Genomic DNA, 19,939 nt, shown 5'->3' on the forward strand with positions numbered 1-19,939 from the left:
AACACCTCATAAAATGGTGTCCACGGCGAGATTCGAACTCACGGCCTCAAAATTAGGAATTTTGCGCTCTATCCTGCTGAGCTACGAGGACAGAAAGCGGGAAAAAATCCCGCTAAAAATTTAACCGTTTCTTTTTTTGATGATTTCATCCGCAACATTTTTAGGAACTTCATCATAGTGATCAAATTCCATAGAATAAGTCGCACGACCTTGAGTCTGACTTCTAAGATCAGTTGAATAACCAAACATTTCAGCCAAAGGACAAAATGCTGTGATGATTTTATTTCCACCACGCTCATCCATGCTATTTACTTGACCACGGCGTTTGTTAAGATCGCCAATAACATCACCCATATAATCTTCGGGAGTTTCTACTTCAACTTTCATCATAGGCTCTAAGATCACAGCACCTGCTTTTCTAGCACCTTCTTTAAAGCCCATAGAAGCAGCAAGCTTAAACGCCATCTCAGATGAATCCACTTCGTGATAACTTCCATCATAAACAGTTACTTTAACATCTTCTACAGGATAACCTGCTAAAACACCATTTTGTAATGCTTCTTGAACACCTTTATCAACTGCAGGAATGTATTCTTTTGGAATCACCCCGCCTTTGATATCATTAACAAATTCATATCCACTACCTGGCTCAAGCGGTTCAAGGCGTAAGAATACATGTCCATACTGGCCACGACCACCTGATTGTTTAGCGTATTTGTATTCTTGTTCAACAGTTTTTCTAATAGTTTCGCGATAAGCAACTTGTGGTTGACCTACTTCAGCTTCAACTTTAAATTCACGAAGCATTCTATCAACGATAATTTCAAGGTGTAACTCACCCATACCTGAAATGATAGTTTGGCCACTTTCTTCATCAGTTGAAACTCTAAAACTTGGATCTTCTTGTGCTAATTTATTTAAAGCAATAGACATTTTTTCTTGATCAGCTTTGGTTTTTGGCTCAACTGCAACAGAAATAACGGGATCTGGAAAATCCATTCTTTCAAGGATTACCTTATCTTTTTCACTTGCAAGAGTATCCCCTGTTAAAGTATCTTTAAGTCCTACAACAGCACCAATTTCGCCTGCGTAAAGCACTTTAATCTCTTCTCTTTTATTAGAGTGCATTTTTAACAAACGACCAATTCTTTCTTTTTTATCTTTAGTTGAGTTATAAGCATAAGAGCCACTTTCCAAACAACCACGATAAACACGCACGAAAGTAAGTTGTCCTACAAATGGATCTGTCATGATTTTAAATGCAAGCCCTGCAAACTCGCCATCATCAGTTGATTTTACAGAAACTTCTGTACCATCTTCATATTCACCCTTGATATTTGCCACTTCATCAGGAGCTGGCAAATAAGCCACAACAGCATCAAGTAAAGGTTGAACCCCTTTATTTTTAAACGCTGTACCGCAAAGCATAGGAACGATAGAAAGACTTAAACATCCTGCTTTAATCCCTGTTTTAATCTCTTCAAGACTTAATTCTTCTCCACCTAAATATTTTTCCATCAACTCATCTGAAGTTTCAGAAACTGCTTCTATCATTTTTGTGCGATATTCTTCTGCCTTTTCTTTAAGTTCAGCTGGAATTTCTTTTTCTACATAATCCGTTGGCTTAGTATCATCTTCCCAAACTAAAGCTTTCATAGTTACAAGATCGATTACGCCTTTAAAATTATCCTCAGCACCGATTGGAATTTGAAGTGGAACTGGATTAGCTTTTAAACGGTTGCGAATTTGATCTTCTACATTATAAAAATTTGCACCGATTCTATCCATTTTGTTTACAAATACTATTCTTGGAACACCGTATTTATTTGCTTGTCTCCAAACTGTTTCACTTTGAGGCTGCACCCCACCCACTGAACAAAATACCGCAACAGCACCATCAAGAACACGCATAGATCTTTCAACTTCAATTGTAAAATCCACGTGGCCTGGAGTGTCAATAAGATTGATTTGATGATCTTTCCAAAAACAAGTTGTAGCCGCAGAAGTGATAGTAATCCCGCGCTCTTTCTCTTGTTCCATCCAGTCCATAGTTGCAGCACCATCATGAACTTCACCGATTTTATGACTCATACCTGTAAAGAAAAGAATTCTTTCAGATGTAGTCGTTTTACCCGCATCAATGTGAGCAGCAATACCGATATTTCTAACTTTTTTTAAAGGAGTACTTCTTGACATACACACTCCTTCTTACCAACGATAGTGAGCAAATGCTTTATTTGCTTCAGCCATTTTATAAGTATCTTCTTTCTTCTTAAATGAAGCACCTTTGCTATTTGCTGCATCTAAAAGCTCAGCTGCAAGTTTATCAATCATAGTTCTTTCACTTCTTTTTCTTGCAAAAGAAATAATCCAACGAATCGCCAAAGCTTGTTGTCTAGCAGGACGAACTTCAACTGGAACTTGATAAGTTGCACCACCTACACGACGAGATTTCACTTCTAATAAAGGCTTAATATTTTCAATCGCATCATTAAAAATATCAATACCTTTTTTCTCGCCACCTTTTTTATCGATAGCTTCTAAAGCACCATACATAATTGTTGTAGCTGTGCTTTTTTTGCCATCATACATTAAAGAATTAATAAATTTTGTGATTACTTTATTACCATAAATCGGATCAGGTAAAACTTCTCTTACCGGAGCTTTTCTTCTTCTCATTATTTTTCCTTCAAATTTTAAATTTTACTCAAACAAAATCAAATCTAACGGATTTGTCTGTATGAATGATTATTTTGCAGCGCCTGCTTTAGGGCGTTTAGCACCATATTTAGAACGAGAAACTGTTCTTTTTGCAACACCTGCTGTATCAAGAGCACCACGAACGATGTGATATTTAACCCCTGGTAAGTCTTTTACCCTACCACCACGCACTAAAACAATGCTGTGTTCTTGTAAGTTATGACCTTCACCGCCAATATAGCTGATCACTTCAAAGCCACTAGTAAGTCTTACTTTGGCAACTTTTCTTAACGCTGAGTTTGGTTTTTTAGGTGTTGTAGTATAAACCCTAGTGCAAACTCCCCTTCTTTGTGGACAATTTTTAAGCGCTGGAGATTTAGATTTTTCTAAAACTTTTTTGCGCTCTTTTCTAACCAATTGATTTATGGTAGGCACAATAATTCCTTTCTTTAAAAATGTAATAAACTTCGGATGATATCTAATTTTTGCTTATATTTTAGTTAAAAAGATTGAAAATGAGGAAATATAGCCCCGAAGGGCTATAAAATAGAGTTTTATTCTTGTTCTTTAAGTTTTAAATTTTGTTCGCCATAAAGCCCTGTTCCAACAGGAATCATTCTACCTAGAATAACATTTTCTTTTAAATCTTCTAAGTAGTCAAATTTACCTGCTATACTTGCTTCAGTTAAAACTTTGGTAGTTTCTTGGAATGAAGCCGCAGAAATCACACTATCACTTCCAATCGCTGCTCTTGTTACACCTAAAAGCACAGGTTCGGCAATAGCTGGTTCTCCACCCATTCTAATGATTCTTTCATTTTCTTCACGGAATTTACGTCTTGAAACCAAATCACCTTCAATAAATTTCGTATGTCCACTATCTACAACTTTTACTTGTCTTAGCATTTGAGAAACGATAACTTCTATATGTTTATCAGAAATCACAACACCTTGTCCGCGATAAACTTGCTGAATTTCAGAAATCAAATAATAATGTAAGGCTTTTTCACCTAAAATTTTAAGCACATCATGACTCGAAACAACTCCATCTGTAAGTTTTTCACCTGCATGAATAAACTCTCCATCTCTTACTTGAATATGTTTTGATTTGTCGATTAAATACTCAGCACTTGTTCCATCTTCTGCTTGGATAATAATTCTTTCTTTAGAGCGCAAAGGCTTATCAAAACGAACAACACCATCAATTTCTGCAATCACAGCCGCATTTTTTGGTTTTCTTGCTTCAAAAAGTTCAGAAACTCTTGGAAGACCTCCTGTAATATCCTTTGATTTAGTTGCTGCTTTTGGAGTTTTTGCTAAAATATCTGCTTGGGCAATTTTATCGCCATCATGAACAAAAATAACGGTTTTTGGTTCAAGGTGATAACGCACAGCTTTATCACCTTTTCCTGCAATTACCAAAGTTGGTCTAACTCCGCTAGGTAAATACTCATTAATTACTAAAGAACGCTTACCTGTAGCTTCATCAATTTGCTCATCAGCACTATAACCTGCTTCAATATCCTCAAAGCTTACAACACCATCAATTTCTGCAATGATAGTATTATTATAAGCATCCCATTCTGCAATCACTTTTCTTTCTTTTTTAGGAGCACTTGCAATGATAGTATTTGCGTCATCTATTTTTTCACTATCGTTAAATTCTATCTTAGATTCTCTTGGGATATAGTGTCTTTTTGCTTCTCTATCATTTTCATCAGCAATCACTACAAAGAATCCTTTTTCTTTAACAATATCACCTTTTTTAACATTTTTTACTCTATCTAAACCATCGCCTTTAAGGATGTAAAATTTGAGTGTTCCTTTTTCGCCTGCTTTGATATTTTGAACTACAGGCTCGCCATCTTCTACTAAAATTTCACTCGCAAAAGGAATACGATTTGGTACATTCCAACCCTCTTTAATCACTTCTACGATACTTTCATTTTCTTCTACTTGCATGCCGCTTTGATATGGCAAATAAAGTTTTCCATCTATACTGCCACTTACACCTGCTAATTCATTTGGTTTAGCAAGATCGTATTTTCTTAATATGTATTTTACTTCTTGTTTTTTATCTTTAATAGAAACAATCACATCTTCATGAATATTTTCTATATTAATCACACCTTTAAATGGAGTTTTGATTTTTGGCTCCACAAGTAAAACCGCCGCATTTCTACGATTTGCTACGATATTTTTACCTTCTTTGTTTTTATAAGTTTTAAGATTATAAAATCTTATAAAACCTTCTTTTTGTGCGCTTACTTGTCTATCTTGTAAATCCGTACTTGCAGTTCCCCCGCTATGGAAAGTTCTTAGAGTTAGCTGCGTTCCTGGTTCACCGATAGATTGAGCGGAAATAATTCCCACTGCTTCGCCTGGTTTTACTAATTTACCTTCACCAAGATTGATACCATAACATTTTGCACAAATTCCTTTTTTAGCTTTGCAGGTAATAGGAGTGCGGATATTGACACTTTTTATACCGCTTTCGCCAAGAATTTTTGCTTTTTCCTCATCCATTAAAGTACCTTCCGCAAAAAGCACAGAATTTGTAATAGGATCAATCACATCCTCAGCTAAAACCCTGCCTAAAATTCTTTCTTCTAAAGTTTCTATAATAGAACTATCTGCGGTAATTTCATTGATTTCAACACCCTCGTGTGTTCCACAATCTTCAATGGTAATTTTTACATTTTGTGCAACATCGATGAGTTTTCTTGTCAAATAACCCGCATTTGCTGTTTTAAGAGCGGTATCTGCAAGACCTTTTCTAGCACCGTGAGTTGAAATAAAGTATTCAAGAACATTTAGCCCTTCACGGAAATTTGAAATAATAGGTGTTTCGATAATAGAACCATCAGGTTTGGTCATAAGTCCTCTCATCGCAGCAAGCTGAGAAATTTGAGCTGCACTACCCCTAGCACCAGAATCTGCCATCATATAAATAGAGTTAAAACCTTCTTTATCTTTTTCTACAAGCTTCATCATTTCTTTTGAAAGAACATTGTTTGTACTTTTCCAAATATCAATGATTTTATTGTATCTTTCCCCTGAAGTAATCAAACCGAGATTATAAGAATTTTGAATTTCTCTTACTTGTTTTTTTGCTTCATCGATAGCTTTTTGTTTATCATTAGGAACAATAATATCTGCAATCGAAATTGAAATACCTGCTTTAGTTGCATATTCAAAACCTAAATTTTTAAGTCTATCTAAGAAACTTGCTGTAATCTCTAAACCACCTTGTTTATAAACATAATCTACAAGCGCAGCAATGTCTTTTTTCTTTAAGACTTTATTCCAACTATTTTCAGGCACAAAATCAGGCAAGATGGATTTAACAATCAATCTTCCTGCTGTAGTGGTAATCTTTCTACCATCTACCATAGTTTGTATGCTCGCATGAATATCCAAGCACTTGCTTTCAAGTGCCATCATCACTTCATCAATGCCTGTACAAATTTTATGCGAACCTTTAGCACCTGCTTTTTCCAACGAAAGATAATAAATTCCTAAAACCATATCTTGCGATGGAACGGTTACAGACTTACCGCTTGCTGGTAAAAGAATATTCATTGATGAAAGCATAAGCACTTTACATTCTGCAATAGCCTCTTGAGAAAGCGGTACATGCACTGCCATTTGATCCCCATCAAAGTCTGCGTTAAATGCTGCACAAACCAAAGGATGAAGTTGTATAGCCTTACCTTCCACTAAAACAGGATGAAAAGCTTGGATAGAAAGCTTATGCAAAGTAGGTGCACGGTTTAGCATAACAGGATGTCCCTTTACTACCTCTTCTAAACATTCCCAAACTTCATTGGTTTTATTTTCTATCATTTTTTTAGCTTGTTTTACTGTGGTTGCATAACCTTTTTCTTCAAGTTTAGCTAAAAGATGTGGCTTAAAAAGCTCTAAAGCCATTTTTTTAGGTAAACCGCATTGATCCATTCTAAGTTTTGGACCTACAACAATAACGCTACGACCTGAGAAATCCACCCTTTTACCTAGTAGATTTTGTCTAAAACGTCCTTGTTTCCCTTTGATGATTTCACTTAAAGATTTCAATGGGCGTTTATTTGCTCCTTTTACAGCATTAGCACGACGACCGTTGTCAAAAAGCGCATCAACAGCCTCTTGAAGCATTCTTTTTTCATTTCTAATAATGATTTCAGGTGCATCAAGTTCCATAAGTTTTTTAAGACGTGTATTTCTATTGATAACACGACGATATAAGTCATTCACATCAGAAACTGCAAATTTCCCACCATCTAAAGCCACTAAAGGACGCAAATCTGGCGGTAAAACTGGAAGATTTGTAATCATCATCCATTCAGGACGATTTGGTACAGCTTCGTCGCTATCGGTATTGGCGTTTAAATTTGAATTTAAGAAATTTTCTACAACTTTTAAGCGTTTAATGATAGTTTTTTTCTTAGCCTCTGAATTTGTAGCCCCCATTTCTTCTTTAAGCTGATTTAAAAGCGCTACAAGATCTAAATTTGCAAGTAAATCACGAACAACTTCTCCACCCATTCTTGCTTTAAAGCCGCTATTTTCATAGCGTTGCATTAAATTTTGATATTGCTCTTCGTTCAAAACATCGCAATATTCCACTTTTTTAGTACTTTCATTATCATAGAAAGCATCACCTGGGTTTTCAACAATATAAGCTTCATAATAAAGCACGCGCTCAAGATCTTTCATCTTAACACCCAAAAGCGTTCCTATACGGCTTGGAAGAGAATTAACATACCAAATATGAGCCACAGGAGTTACAAGCTCGATATGCCCCATTCTAGAACGACGCACTTTTGAATTTGCTACTTCAACACCACATTTTTCACACTTAACGCCTTTAAAACGCATTTTTTTGTATTTACCACAAAGACACTCATAATCTCTTATAGGTCCAAAAATCTTTGCACAAAAAAGCCCATCTCTTTCAGGCTTTAAGGTTCTATAATTAATAGTTTCTGGTTTTTTTACTTCTCCATAAGACCATGATTTGATTTTTTCAGGACTTGCAAGTCTCAGTTGAAATGCTTCAAAATCTCTAGGTCTTGCATCTTCTTTAATTTCTATTACTTTAAATTTACTCATTATCTTCATCCTTATCAAAAATCTCAACATCTAAAGCAAGAGATTTAAGCTCATTGGTTAATACAAAAAATGTTTCAGGAATTCCTGTTGCTGGAACATTTTCACCTTTTGTCAATGCTTTATAGGCACTAAATCTACCTTCTACATCATCTGATTTTATGGTTAACATTTCTCTTAAAGTGTGAGCTGCTCCATAAGCTTCAAGTGCCCAAACTTCCATTTCTCCAAATCTTTGTCCCCCAAAGAGTGCTTTACCACCCACAGGTTGTTGGGTAACCAAGCTATAAGGTCCTGTACTTCTTGCATGAACTTTTTCATCAACCAAGTGATGGAGTTTTAGCATATACATACATCCTACATGAACACGCTCTGCAATTTTTTCCCCTGTTCGTCCATCGTAAAGTTCTGTTTTGCCATCCATATCTATCTTAGCCATTTTAAAAAGCTTGCTAAATTCTTCTATATTTACACCTTCAAAAACAGGAGTAGAAAATTTAACTCCTTTGCTCCAGTCTCTAGCATAGTTTAAAAGCTCTTCATCGCTTAAGCTTTTAATAAATTCTTTTTCGTTTGCAAGTCTTGGAATAGAACAAATTTCAAGCATTTTCGCTCTTAACTCTTTAAGAAAATCTTTTTGCTTTCTATCAAAAATTTCTTGAATTTGATCCCCAAGTCTAAGTCCAACTAAACCTAAATGACTTTCTAAAATTTGACCTATATTCATACGACTTGGAACGCCAAGTGGATTAAGCGCAATATCCACACTCTTACCATTTGGCAAATAAGGCATATCTACTTCAGGAACTATAGTTGAAACTATACCTTTATTTCCATGACGTCCTGCCATTTTATCACCGACTTTAAGCTTTCTTTTTGTAGCAATATAAACTTTAACAAGCTTAATTACTCCACTTGGTAAAATATCATCTTTTTCTAAAATTTCAAGCTTTTCATCGTGTTCTGCTTTTAATTTTTTCTTCTCATTTTGGAAATGATTTTTTAAATCATCGTATTCTTTTTGAATCTCTTTAGAATAAGCTTTAATCAAAGTTGTTAAAGTAAAACGATTGATTTTTTCAAGTTCGCTAATATCTGCAGTTTGTCCTTTTTTATAATTTTTATCTCCAATTTTTTGATCGCTATTTAAAGGGGCTTTGGAAAGAAGAGCACAAACACGAAGCATTTCTTCTCTATCCATCATCAAAAGTCTATCATGATGCTCTTTTTCTAAAGCCATTTTTTCTTTATCATAAGATTTTATTGCGCGATCATCTTTTTCATAGCCTTTTTTAGTGAAAATTTTAACATCCACAACAACACCCTCTAAAGAAGCGGTTGCATAAAGGGATTTATTCACAACATGTCCTGCTTTTTCTCCAAAAATCGCTCTTAAAAGTCTTTCTTCAGGAGTTGGTTTAACCTCACCTTTTGGAGAAACCTTACCCACCAAAATCATACCTGGTTTAATATGGGTACCAATTTTTGCAATACCGCTCTCATCAAGATGTGCAACATCTTCTTCTTTTACATTTGGGATATCTTTGGTAATTTCTTCTATACCGTCTTTTAGTTCTCTTGCTTCAATTTCTTTTTCATAAATGTGCACGCTTGTAAAAGTATCTTCACGAATAATTCTCTCACTTACAACTATAGCATCCTCATAGTTATAACCATTCCAAGGCATAAAAGCGATTAAAGCATTTTTACCTATAGCAAGTTCGCCTTGATCCATAGAAGGACCATCTGCGATAATTTGTCCTGCTTTTACGATATCACCTTTTTTAACAATAGGGTGTTGAATATAATTTGTATTTTGATTGGTTCTTAAATTTTTCTCCATAGTGTAATGGTCAATAAATGGACCTTTATCATCTTCACCTAAAATGAAAATGCTTTTATTATCCACTTTCTCAACTACACCGCCACGCTTTGCTTTAACAGCTTCCCAAGCATCACGCGCAATAATTTGTTCCATACCTGTTCCTACTATCGGAGCTGAAGCAGTAAGAAGTGGCACAGCTTGACGTTGCATGTTTGAACCCATTAGCGCTCTGTTTGCATCATCGTGCTCTAAAAACGGAATCAAAGAAGCTGCAACTCCAACAACCATACCTGAGCAAAGATCGATTAATTGCACTTCTTCGCGTCTTGCAAGTATAGTTTCACCATCTTGCCTAGCCTCAACAAATTCTTCTACTATATTGCCTTTAGCATCAACCTTAGTTGAAGCTGGTGCGATAAACAAGCCTTCTTCTTGTGTCGCTGTAAGATAAACAACTTCATTAGTCACTTTACCATTTACAACTTTTCTATATGGCGCTTCAACAAAGCCAAGTTCATTTACTTTTGCATAAGTAGAAAGAGTGTTAATTAAACCAATATTTTGACCTTCAGGTGTTTCAACTGGACAAATTCTACCATAATGTGTCGCGTGAACATCACGCACTTCAAAACCTGCTCTTTCTTTTACAAGTCCACCTTCACCAAGCGCTGACAAACGACGCTTATGAGTAACCTCGCTTAAAGGGTTGGTTTGATCCATAAATTGCGAAAGCTGACCTCCTGTAAAAAATTCAATGATAGTTGTAGTAATCATTTTAGGATTAATTAAATCATAAGGCATTACTTTATCAAGATCCGCATTTAAAGAAGTAAATTTATCTCTGATCGCCTTTTGCATTTTTGCAAGACCTAAATGAAGTTCATTAGCTAAAAGTTCACCTATAGAACGGATACGACGATTTCCTAAATGATCTCTATCATCAATATGTCCTTTACCATTTTTTACTTTAATTAAATATTTTGCAGTTTTAATAATATCTTCATTAGTCAAAACAGTAACATATTCAGGCACTTCAAGACCTAACTTATGGTTCATTTTCATACGACCCACCTTAGTAAGATCGTATCTTTCAGGATTGAAGAATAAATCATTTACAAAAGCCTTCGCTGCATCTTTTACCACAGGTTCACCTGGGCGCATAACTTTGTAAATTCTAATCGCAGCTAAATCATTTTCATCATCGATATTTTCACTTTGTTTAAGAAGTTTTAGAGTTTCTCCATCTTGAGCAAAGGAGTTAATAATCGCTGCATCAACGCCATTAGCCAAGTCATTTGCTATATCAAAACTTTTTTGCTCTTTAATCTTAGCAAGCTTACTCTCATCTAACAAAGTTAAAGAATCAAATAAAACCTCTCCACTTTCTTTATCAATAATAGGATTTGCTAAATAACGATTAAGTAAAATTTCTACAGGATATTCTATCCATTTTAAACCGTCTTTAATAAGCTGTTCTGCTTTTTTCTTTGTAAGTCTTTTTCCAGCTTGATGAACGATTTTTCCTTTTTCATCTTTAATATCATATTCTATTCTATCCATAAAATCATTTGGATTAAATTCTGTTAAAAATTTATCTTTTTTCACATGTATAGTCTGAATAGGATAAAACAACTTAATAATATCTTGTTTTTTATACCCTAAAGCTCTAAAAAGCATAGTTACAGGAACTTTTCTACGCTTATTGATTCTTACATACAAAACATCTTTGGCATCGTATTCAAAATAAAGCCACGAACCACGATCAGGAATAATTTGTGCTGTATAAACAAGCTTATTTGCAACCGTTGAACTTTCTTCTTCTTTAAAAATAACACCAGGGCTTCTATGTAATTGATTTACAACCACCCTCTCAACCCCATTAATGATAAAAGATACACGATCTGTCATTAAAGGAATTTCGCGGATATAAATTTCTTGTTCTTTAATATCTTTTACGCCAACTTTTTCCCCTGTTTTTTCATCTTTTTCATGCAGAGTAAGACGGATTTTCATTTTTAAATTTACAGAATAAGTCAAACCTCTTTCCATGCATTCGCGAATGGTATATTTTGGCTTGCCTATTTCACTACTAACATATTCAAGACTCAATCTATTTTGCGGATCATGAATAGGAAAAATTGATTTAAAAACTTTTTCTATACCACTTTCACCATTATCAAGATTTAAAAAATAATCAAAACTCTTTTTTTGTAATTGTAGAAGATTTGGGATTTCTATTTGTTTTGAAATGTTTGAGAAGTCTACTCTTAAACGATTTCCTAATTTATTATCTAACATATCGCACATACCTCATGGTAAATTTTGTAAATTTAAAAAAGAAGACCTAAAAATTAGGTAAAAATAAAAAAAAGAAGACTTGCCTTGGCAAATCTTCTTCTAACTTTAAAGCTTAAAATTACTTAAGTTCTACTTTAGCACCAGCTTCTTCAAGTTGTTTTTTAGCTTCCTCAGCTTCAGCTTTAGCCACACCCTCTTTTAGAGTTGAAGGAGTTTGCTCAACTGCATCTTTTGCTTCTTTAAGACCAAGGCCTGTAAGAGCACGAACGATTTTAATAACTTCAATCTTTTTAGCACCGCCATCAGTTAAAACGATATCAAATTCAGTTTTTTCTTCAGTAGCAGCTGCAGCACCACCAGCTGCAGCACCACCAGCTATCATTACAGGAGCAGCAGACACACCAAATTTTTCTTCAAACTCTTTTACAAGTTCTGATAACTCAAGAACACTTAAATTTGAAATATATTCTAATACATCTTCTTTAGAGATTGCCATTTTTTATCCTTTTATTTAATTTATTCAGATTCTTTTTTATTTTTAAGCGCATTTAAACCTATTGTGAAATTGGTAATTGGCGCATTCCAAACTTGCAAAAGCATAGCAAGCAACTCATCGCGTGAAGGCATTTTAGCAAGAGCTTTAACCTTAGCAACATCTGCAACTTCGCCTTCAATATGAGCTGTTTTGATTTCAAATTTATCATTATTTTCTTCAAATTTAGCAGCTACTTTTGAAACACCTAGCTGATCTTCGCCCCAAAGATAAATATTTGTATCTTTAAGAACTAGACCTGTTTTACCGGAATTGTTAAGAGCAATGTTAGCCAAAGTATTTTTAACAATTTGAACTTTTACATTGTTTTCTCTTGCATTATTTCTAAGCTCTTCTAGTTTTTTTGTGCTAAGACCTCTGTAATTACAAACTACAATAGCTTCACTAGCTTTAAAACCTTCTTCAAGTTTAGCAATAATCTCAACTTTTTCGCTTCTAGTCACATTTTCTCCTTTCCGATTGAGATTTCAAGTAGAGTGGAAATCCAATTAAGCTTACGCCTCGACTATCTTCAATCTAAAATAAACATTTCAAAAAATCAAAAATTTTTTCAAATGTTTATTTTAAAACAAAAGAGTTGCAAAAAAGCAACTCTTATTTCATATCAAGCAATTCTTGTGTTTCAAGCTTTACAGAAGGGCTCATTGTCAAAGATAAAGCCGCATTTTTAATATATCTACCTTTAGCTGCGGCAGGTTTATGTTTGTTAATTGCCTTTACAAAAGTGCTAACATTATCCCATAATTGTTCTTTGGAAAAACTTACTTTACCAAGACCTGCATGGATATTTCCTTGCTTATCAACACGGAAATTTACCTGACCACTTTTTGCATTATTAACTGCTTGAGCAACATCCATAGTCACTGTTCCAGTTTTAGGATTTGGCATTAAACCTTTTGGCCCTAAAATTCTACCAACTTTACCAACAAGTCCCATTAAATTTGGAGTAGCAATCAAAACATCAAAATTCATATTACCTTTTTGAATTTCTTCTACTAAATCATCGCTACCTACAATATCTGCACCAGCATTTTTCGCCTCATCAGCTTTTGCGTCTTTTGCAATTACAGCAACGCGAACTTTTTTACCCGTTCCAGCAGGTAAAACAACAGATCCTCTTACCATTTGATCTGCATGTCTTGGATCAACATTGAGTTTTAAAGCAATTTCTACAGTCTCATCAAATTTAGCAGACTTTAAAGTCTTTATTGTATCAATTGCATCGCTTAAAGCATACTCTTTATTTGAATCAATTTTTTGTGATAATTCTTTTAATCTTTTTGCTATCTTAGCCATTTATTTTCTCCGCATTTTAAAGTGCTACCGCCTTTTACCTTGGCGGTGAAAGGATTAATCTACGATTTCAACACCCATAGAACGAGCTGAACCTGCAATAATTTTAGCAGCTTGATCTCTATCTTTAGTATTTAAATCTGCAATTTTCTTATCTACTATTTCTAAAACTTGAGCACGAGTTAACTTGCCCACCTTATTTTTAAGCGGATTATCCGTACCTTTAGAAATTCCAGCTGCTTTTTTGATCAAATCCGTAGCTGGCGGTTGTTTTGTAATAAAAGTAAAACTTTTATCTGCATAAACAGTGATAACAACAGGGATATTAAAACCTACCATATCTTTTGTTCTTTCATTAAAAGCCTTACAAAACTCCATAATATTAACACCTTGCTGACCCAAAGCAGGACCAACAGGTGGTGATGGGTTTGCTTTTGTGGCAGCAATTTGCAATTTAATTTCGCCTACGACTTTTTTAGCCATAACAAATCTCCTTACTTGATATAAATTAAATTATTTTCTCAACTTGAGAATATAAGATCTCCACTGGAGTTGAGCGTCCAAAAATAGAAACATTTAATTTTAATAAACCACGAACCATATCATACTCTTCTACAATTGCAGTAAAGTTTGCAAATGGCCCTTCTGTGATTCTCACATTTTCCCCTTCTTCAAAAGAAATCTTTGGTTTAGGCGCTGCACGATTGTGAACTTTTTCCAAAATCAAATTAATATCTTTTTCTGTTAAAGGGGTTGGCTTTTTGGATTCTCCAATAAAACGACCAACCTTTGGAAGAGATTGAATGCGATGCCAAAGCTCTGTATTTAAATCAAGAAGTGCAAAAACATATCCTGAATACAAACTTCTTTCGCTAATCTTCTCCTTTCCATTCTTAAATTCAATAACATCTTCAGTTGGAACAACAATTTCTTTAAGTTGTTCTTCAATTCCGTTATCTTTTACTAAATTTTCAATGGCTCTTTTAACTGCCATTTCACTGCCAGCATAAGTTTGAATTGCATACCATTTATGAGTACTCATTTACTCTCCTTACACGATTGCAGAAACAATAGAGGACATAAACCAATCCACTAACGCCAAAAACAAAGAAATCACCGCAACAACCACAAAAACTGTAATATAGGCATTTCTTACCTGTTCTTTTAAAGGAAAAATTACTTTCCTTAATTCGGCTTTTGATAATTTAAAATAAGTTATTAATTTTTCCATTTATTTAAACCTTAATTATGGCAGGGCAAGAGGGATTCGAACCCCCAACCATCGGATTTGGAATCCGGCGCTCTACCGTTGGAGCTATTGCCCTAAGGGCGCAAGCTTAACTTTTTAACTTAACTTCTTTGTGAAGTGTATGTTTTTTTAATCTTGGGCAATATTTTTTTAATTCTAATTTTTCAGTAGTATTTTTACTATTTTTATAGGTGCTATAATTAATATCACCACATTCTTCACACTTTAAACCAACTTTAATTCTCATTTCAATTTTCCTTAAAAAATTAAAGCCAAGCTTTTAACTTGGCTTTGTTAAATTATTTAATAATTTTAGAAACAACACCTGAACCAACAGTTTTACCACCTTCACGAATAGCAAAACGAGTTCCTTCTTCAAGTGCTACTGGAGCGATCAAGCTTACAGTAATTCTCACATTTTCACCTGGCATAACCATTTCAACACCATCAGCTAATTTAATCGAACCTGTAACATCAGTTGTTCTTACATAAAACTGTGGTCTATAGTTGTTAAAGAATGGAGTATGTCTACCACCTTCATCTTTATTTAAGATATAAACTTCAGCTTCGAAGTCAGTGTGTGGAGTAATTGATTTTGGTTTAGCAAGAACCATACCACGGATAACTTCTTCTTTTTTAGTACCACGAAGAAGAACACCTACATTATCTCCTGCTTCGCCTTGATCCATTTCTTTTCTGAACATTTCAACACCTGTTACAGTTGTTGTTTGAGTATCTTTAATACCAACGATTTCGATAGTATCACCTACTTTTACAACACCTTTTTCAATTCTACCTGTAACAACAGTACCACGACCTGAAATTGAGAAAACGTCTTCAATTGGCATCAAGAAGTCTTTTTCAGTATCACGAGTTGGAGTTGGAATATAGCTATCAACTGCAGCCATAAGATCCATAATTTTGGCTGACCATTCACCATCTTGTCCAGCTTTAGCTTCTTCAAGAGCTTTTAAAGCAGAACCAGAAATAATAGGTGTATCATCGCCTGGGAAATCATAAGAGCTTAATAATTCTCTAATTTCCATTTCAACTAACTCTAGAAGTTCAGCATCATCAACCATATCTGCTTTATTCATAAAAACAACAATATATGGAACGCCTACTTGACGAGAAAGAAGAATGTGCTCTCTAGTTTGTGGCATAGGACCATCTGCAGCAGAAACAACCAAGATCGCTCCATCCATTTGTGCAGCACCTGTAATCATGTTTTTCACATAATCTGCGTGACCTGGACAGTCAACGTGTGCATAGTGACGATTGTCTGTTTCATATTCAATATGAGAAGTAGCAATAGTAATACCACGCTCTTTTTCTTCTGGAGCATTATCGATATTATCATAATCTTTAAGCTCTGCTAAACCTCTTCTAGAAAGAACAGCAGAAATAGCAGCTGTTAAAGTAGTTTTACCATGGTCAACGTGACCAATAGTACCAATGTTTACGTGTGGCTTATTACGTGAAAATTTTTCTTTAGCCATTTTTTTCCTCCGTATAAAAAATAAATTGAGCAAAGCAAGTCTTATATCTATATAATTTTTTCAATTCATGGAGCTCATAGCGGGAATTGAACCCGCGACCTCTCCCTTACCAAGGGAGTGCTCTACCTCTGAGCCATACGAGCGCTCAGAAAAATTATACACAATAACAGACAACAAAAACTCTTAAATGGGATATATACTGTAAGTTAAAGGTTTTAAAATACAGCTCCCAGTTCTTTTAAATTATTGGAGCGGGAAACGGGACTCGAACCCGCGACCCTCAGCTTGGAAGGCTGATGCTCTAGCCAACTGAGCTACTCCCGCAAAGCATGGTGGTGAGTCGTGGATTCGAACCACGGAAGGCGAAAGCCAGCAGATTTACAGTCTGCCCTCGTTGGCCACTTGAGTAACTCACCATAAAAATATTGCTTTTTCAATATTCTGGTCAAACACTGCTAAAATAAATGGAGCTGGTTAAGGGACTTGAACCCCCGACCTGCTGCTTACAAGGCAGCTGCTCTACCAACTGAGCTAAACCAGCAAAAATAAAAGTAAGATTATAACTCAAAAAAAAATTTTTGTCAAGACTTTTTTAGTTTTTCTATAAAATTTTAGTCTTGTAAATTTTATTATCATAAACCAATATTATTTTTATCTATTTATGATAATCAAATAAATTTAAAAATTTCTTTGCTCTTTCGCTTTTTGGATTTTCAAAAAAACTTTTAGGATCATTTTCTTCGATGATTTTTCCTTCATCCATAAAAATAATTTTATCTGCTACAGCTTTAGCAAAACCCATTTCATGAGTAACAATAAGCATAGTCATACCCTCTTTTGCAAGATTTAACATCACTTCTAAAACTTCTCTGACAATCTCAGGATCCAGCGCTGCTGTAACCTCATCAAAAAGCATTAACTCAGGATTCATGCATAAACTTCTTACTATAGCAATTCTTTGTTTTTGTCCTCCACTAAGTTCTCTTGGATAAGCATGAATTTTATGCAAAAGCCCCACCTTTTCAAGCCAAATTTTAGCCTCTTGTAAAACCTCATCTTTCTTTCTTTTTTGCACTTTCATAGGCCCTAAAAGTATATTTTCTTCAACACTTAAATGCTCAAAAAGCTCATAAGACTGAAAAACCATACCAACTTTTTGACGCATTCTTGGCCATTCTTTGAAATCTTTATCTATTTTCTCATTATCAATATAAATATTACCACTTGCAATCTCTTCAAGCCCATTAATACAACGCAAAAGCGTAGATTTTCCGCATCCGCTAGGACCTAAAATCACCACAACTTCTTTAGCCTTAACTTCTAAATTAATATCTTTTAAGGCGTGATGCAAACCATAATACTTTTGTAAATTTTCTATTTTTAGTATGCTCATTTTAGCTCCATTTTTTCTCTAATTTTCTTGAATATAAAGTGATGGGATAACAAAGTATAAAAAAGATAAAAAAAATCAAACCATAAATAATAAAAGGTGCAAAATCATTTCTATTATGAAATTCTATAATTTGTTGCCCTACTTTTACAAGCTCTACCGCACCGATTAAATAAGCAAAGGTTGTACTTTTAATCATGCGAGTAAGTAAATTCATGCTCATAGGAGTTAAACGACGCATAGCTTGTGGAATAATAATATAAACAAAACTTTGCACCGTATTTAAACCTAAAGATGATGCACTTTCATACTGATGTTTTGGAATACTCTGCAAGGAAACACGCACCAAATCCATCATCTCAAAACAACCCCAAATGCTAAAAACAATAATAGCTGCACTTACAGAACTCAAATCCCACCCAAACCATCTAGGAAAACCAAAATACACCACAAAAAGCCATACTAAAAGTGGCATAACACGCACAAATTCTAAACCTAAACGACAAAAAGCATAGATATAGGTATTTTTAAAACTCATTAAAATTCCTAAAAATAACCCACCTATCGAAGTAATAATAATGCTGATAAATGAAATTTCAAGAGTGACAAAAAGCCCTTGCCAGAGTCTTAAAAGCGTATCGGTATTTAAAAGTTCAAGCATAAAGCAACCTTTTTTCAAACTTTAGCAAAATAAAAGACAAAGGCAAAATAATGCACAAATATCCCATAAACAACAAAAACAATAGCTCATCTGTCTTATAGGTTAAGGAATTTAAACTCTTCATTAAATTCACCAAATCTGGCAAGGCGATAATGCTAACAACTGAAGTTTCTTTGATTAAAAATATAATATTAGCACTAATACTTGGCATAGAAATAGCCAAAGCTTGCGGCAAAATCACATAACGCAAATTTCCAAATTTTGAAAAACCCAAAGAAAGTCCTGCTTCAAACTGCTGTTTTCTTATGGCTTCAAATCCCGCCCTTAAACTCTCAGCCATATAAGAACCCCCTAAAAAACTAAGTCCTACTATAGCACAAGCAAAAGAAGGTCTTAAAGTTTCTTCTACGCTTAAACAAATTAAATTGAGCGGTAGAATTTGCTCTAAATGTATATTAAATTTAGGCAAAGCATAATATAAGAAAAAAAGTTGAATTAATAAAGGCGTATTTCTTGAAAACTCTATATAAAGCTTGCAAATATTTTCTAAAATTTTTATTTTAAAATAACTCATTAAAATGCAAAACAAGCCTATTATTAAAGAAAAAATAATTCCAAAAAAGCTTAGTTTTATCGTAAGCCAAGCAGCTGTTAAAAAAGCGGGAGCTTGAGCTAATATAAAATCAAAATCCATTCTCTACCTTAAATTTTACCAAAGTTCTTTTATAATCATATCTTTATTTAAAATTTCAATTTTACCTTTTTTTGTATCAATAAGTTCTGAAATTTTAAGCTCTTTTAACACTCGAGATAAAGATTGCGCTCTAACATTTAAATCAATTGCGATTTGTTTTTGCGAAATTGTATCTAATTTTTTTTCATTTTCCAAAAGATACTTTAACAATCTCGTTCTTAAATCTAATGCATTTTGAGATAATTTCTTTTCTAAAATTTTGATTTTATCAAAAAGTGAGCTGATAAGTAAAAAATTGAATTCTTTATTTTCATTGCATAAATTTTGAAAATTAATAAAATCAATTTCCAAAATTTCTCCATCTTCTTCAAAGATGGCATTAGCAGGATAATTTAATTTTTTAAAAGCAGGCATTTCTGCTATAAAATTTGGAGGATTAAAATAATGCAAAGTAATTTCTTTATCACTTGATGTACTTTTATAAATGCGTATTTTTCCCTTGAGTAAAATAAAAAATTTTTTAGCCTCTTCGCCTTCATAAAATAAAATACTATTTTTTTGAAATTTTTTTAATTTTCCTACACTAGATAAAAGTTCTAAATAATCTTTCATTATATACATTTTCCATTCTTAACTTATGTTAAATTTAATTTATCTTATTTTTGCTATATT

16 protein-coding genes, 6 tRNA genes and 1 pseudogene are annotated in these 19,939 nt (G+C 34.0%); all 23 read right to left on the reverse strand.

From position 1 onward, the window contains the following. Positions 1-14 precede the first annotated feature (14 nt). A tRNA-Arg gene (locus ELQ06_RS02820) sits at positions 15-91 on the reverse strand. A 29-nt stretch (positions 92-120) separates the two neighbouring features. Then, the gene (fusA, locus tag ELQ06_RS02825; protein WP_002779472.1) at positions 121-2,196 is read right to left on the reverse strand and encodes an elongation factor G; all 2,076 of its coding nucleotides are present in this window, start codon (positions 2,194-2,196) and stop codon (positions 121-123) included. 12 nt (positions 2,197-2,208) lie between these two features. Continuing rightward, entirely contained in the window at positions 2,209-2,679 is a 471-nt protein-coding gene (gene rpsG, locus ELQ06_RS02830; RefSeq protein WP_002779471.1) for a 30S ribosomal protein S7, read from the reverse strand. A gap of 69 nt (positions 2,680-2,748) precedes the next feature. Further along, positions 2,749-3,135, reverse strand: a complete 387-nt coding sequence (gene rpsL, locus ELQ06_RS02835; RefSeq protein WP_002782934.1) for a 30S ribosomal protein S12 — start codon at positions 3,133-3,135, stop codon at positions 2,749-2,751. A 119-nt stretch (positions 3,136-3,254) separates the two neighbouring features. Beyond that, a complete protein-coding gene (rpoC, locus tag ELQ06_RS02840; protein ID WP_052794107.1) occupies positions 3,255-7,808 on the reverse strand; it encodes a DNA-directed RNA polymerase subunit beta' in 4,554 nt (1,517 codons plus the stop codon). Beyond that, positions 7,801-11,937 carry a DNA-directed RNA polymerase subunit beta gene (gene rpoB / locus ELQ06_RS02845; RefSeq protein ID WP_002859904.1) on the reverse strand — a complete coding sequence of 1,379 codons (4,137 nt, stop codon included), beginning with the start codon at positions 11,935-11,937 and terminating at the stop codon, positions 7,801-7,803. The genes rpoC and rpoB overlap by 8 nt, the downstream gene beginning before the upstream one ends. A gap of 109 nt (positions 11,938-12,046) precedes the next feature. Beyond that, the gene (gene rplL, locus ELQ06_RS02850) at positions 12,047-12,424 is read right to left on the reverse strand and encodes a 50S ribosomal protein L7/L12 (protein ID WP_052794108.1); all 378 of its coding nucleotides are present in this window, start codon (positions 12,422-12,424) and stop codon (positions 12,047-12,049) included. 20 nt (positions 12,425-12,444) lie between these two features. After that, entirely contained in the window at positions 12,445-12,924 is a 480-nt protein-coding gene (rplJ, locus tag ELQ06_RS02855; RefSeq protein ID WP_052794109.1) for a 50S ribosomal protein L10, read from the reverse strand. A gap of 151 nt (positions 12,925-13,075) precedes the next feature. Then, positions 13,076-13,777 (reverse strand): 50S ribosomal protein L1, encoded by a 702-nt coding sequence (rplA, locus tag ELQ06_RS02860; RefSeq protein WP_002854928.1) that lies wholly within the window; start codon positions 13,775-13,777, stop codon positions 13,076-13,078. A 54-nt stretch (positions 13,778-13,831) separates the two neighbouring features. Then, positions 13,832-14,257: a 50S ribosomal protein L11 gene (rplK, locus tag ELQ06_RS02865; protein WP_052794110.1), complete on the reverse strand. Its 426-nt coding sequence runs from the start codon at positions 14,255-14,257 to the stop codon at positions 13,832-13,834. Positions 14,258-14,282: 25 nt separating this feature from the next. After that, entirely contained in the window at positions 14,283-14,816 is a 534-nt protein-coding gene (gene nusG / locus ELQ06_RS02870) for a transcription termination/antitermination protein NusG (RefSeq protein WP_002851098.1), read from the reverse strand. A 9-nt stretch (positions 14,817-14,825) separates the two neighbouring features. Then, positions 14,826-15,005 carry a preprotein translocase subunit SecE gene (gene secE / locus ELQ06_RS02875; RefSeq protein ID WP_002859033.1) on the reverse strand — a complete coding sequence of 60 codons (180 nt, stop codon included), beginning with the start codon at positions 15,003-15,005 and terminating at the stop codon, positions 14,826-14,828. Positions 15,006-15,023: 18 nt separating this feature from the next. Next, positions 15,024-15,099 (reverse strand) — tRNA-Trp (locus ELQ06_RS02880). 12 nt (positions 15,100-15,111) lie between these two features. Then, positions 15,112-15,270 carry a 50S ribosomal protein L33 gene (rpmG, locus tag ELQ06_RS02885; protein WP_002793551.1) on the reverse strand — a complete coding sequence of 53 codons (159 nt, stop codon included), beginning with the start codon at positions 15,268-15,270 and terminating at the stop codon, positions 15,112-15,114. A 52-nt stretch (positions 15,271-15,322) separates the two neighbouring features. Then, positions 15,323-16,522 carry an elongation factor Tu gene (gene tuf, locus ELQ06_RS02890; protein WP_002855271.1) on the reverse strand — a complete coding sequence of 400 codons (1,200 nt, stop codon included), beginning with the start codon at positions 16,520-16,522 and terminating at the stop codon, positions 15,323-15,325. Between the two features lie 68 nt (positions 16,523-16,590). Next, positions 16,591-16,665 (reverse strand) — tRNA-Thr (locus ELQ06_RS02895). 104 nt (positions 16,666-16,769) lie between these two features. Further along, a tRNA-Gly gene (locus ELQ06_RS02900) sits at positions 16,770-16,846 on the reverse strand. 6 nt (positions 16,847-16,852) lie between these two features. After that, a tRNA-Tyr gene (locus tag ELQ06_RS02905) sits at positions 16,853-16,938 on the reverse strand. A 49-nt stretch (positions 16,939-16,987) separates the two neighbouring features. Next, a tRNA-Thr gene (locus tag ELQ06_RS02910) sits at positions 16,988-17,063 on the reverse strand. Positions 17,064-17,154: 91 nt separating this feature from the next. Further along, positions 17,155-17,915, reverse strand: a pseudogene (locus ELQ06_RS02915) (amino acid ABC transporter ATP-binding protein). 1 nt (position 17,916) lies between these two features. Beyond that, positions 17,917-18,573, reverse strand: coding sequence for an amino acid ABC transporter permease (locus tag ELQ06_RS02920; protein WP_002861208.1), 657 nt, complete (start codon positions 18,571-18,573; stop codon positions 17,917-17,919). Continuing rightward, positions 18,566-19,267, reverse strand: coding sequence for an amino acid ABC transporter permease (locus ELQ06_RS02925; RefSeq protein WP_052797814.1), 702 nt, complete (start codon positions 19,265-19,267; stop codon positions 18,566-18,568). Before ELQ06_RS02925 ends, ELQ06_RS02920 begins: the two co-directional genes overlap by 8 nt. A 15-nt stretch (positions 19,268-19,282) precedes the next feature. Continuing rightward, positions 19,283-19,879 (reverse strand): nitrosative stress-sensitive transcriptional regulator NssR, encoded by a 597-nt coding sequence (gene nssR, locus ELQ06_RS02930; protein WP_052797815.1) that lies wholly within the window; start codon positions 19,877-19,879, stop codon positions 19,283-19,285. Between the last annotated feature and the right edge of the window lie 60 nt (positions 19,880-19,939).

This window comes from Campylobacter sp. CH246 (assembly GCF_004378835.1).
In the GTDB taxonomy this organism is placed as follows: Bacteria; Campylobacterota; Campylobacteria; order Campylobacterales; family Campylobacteraceae; genus Campylobacter_D; species Campylobacter_D jejuni.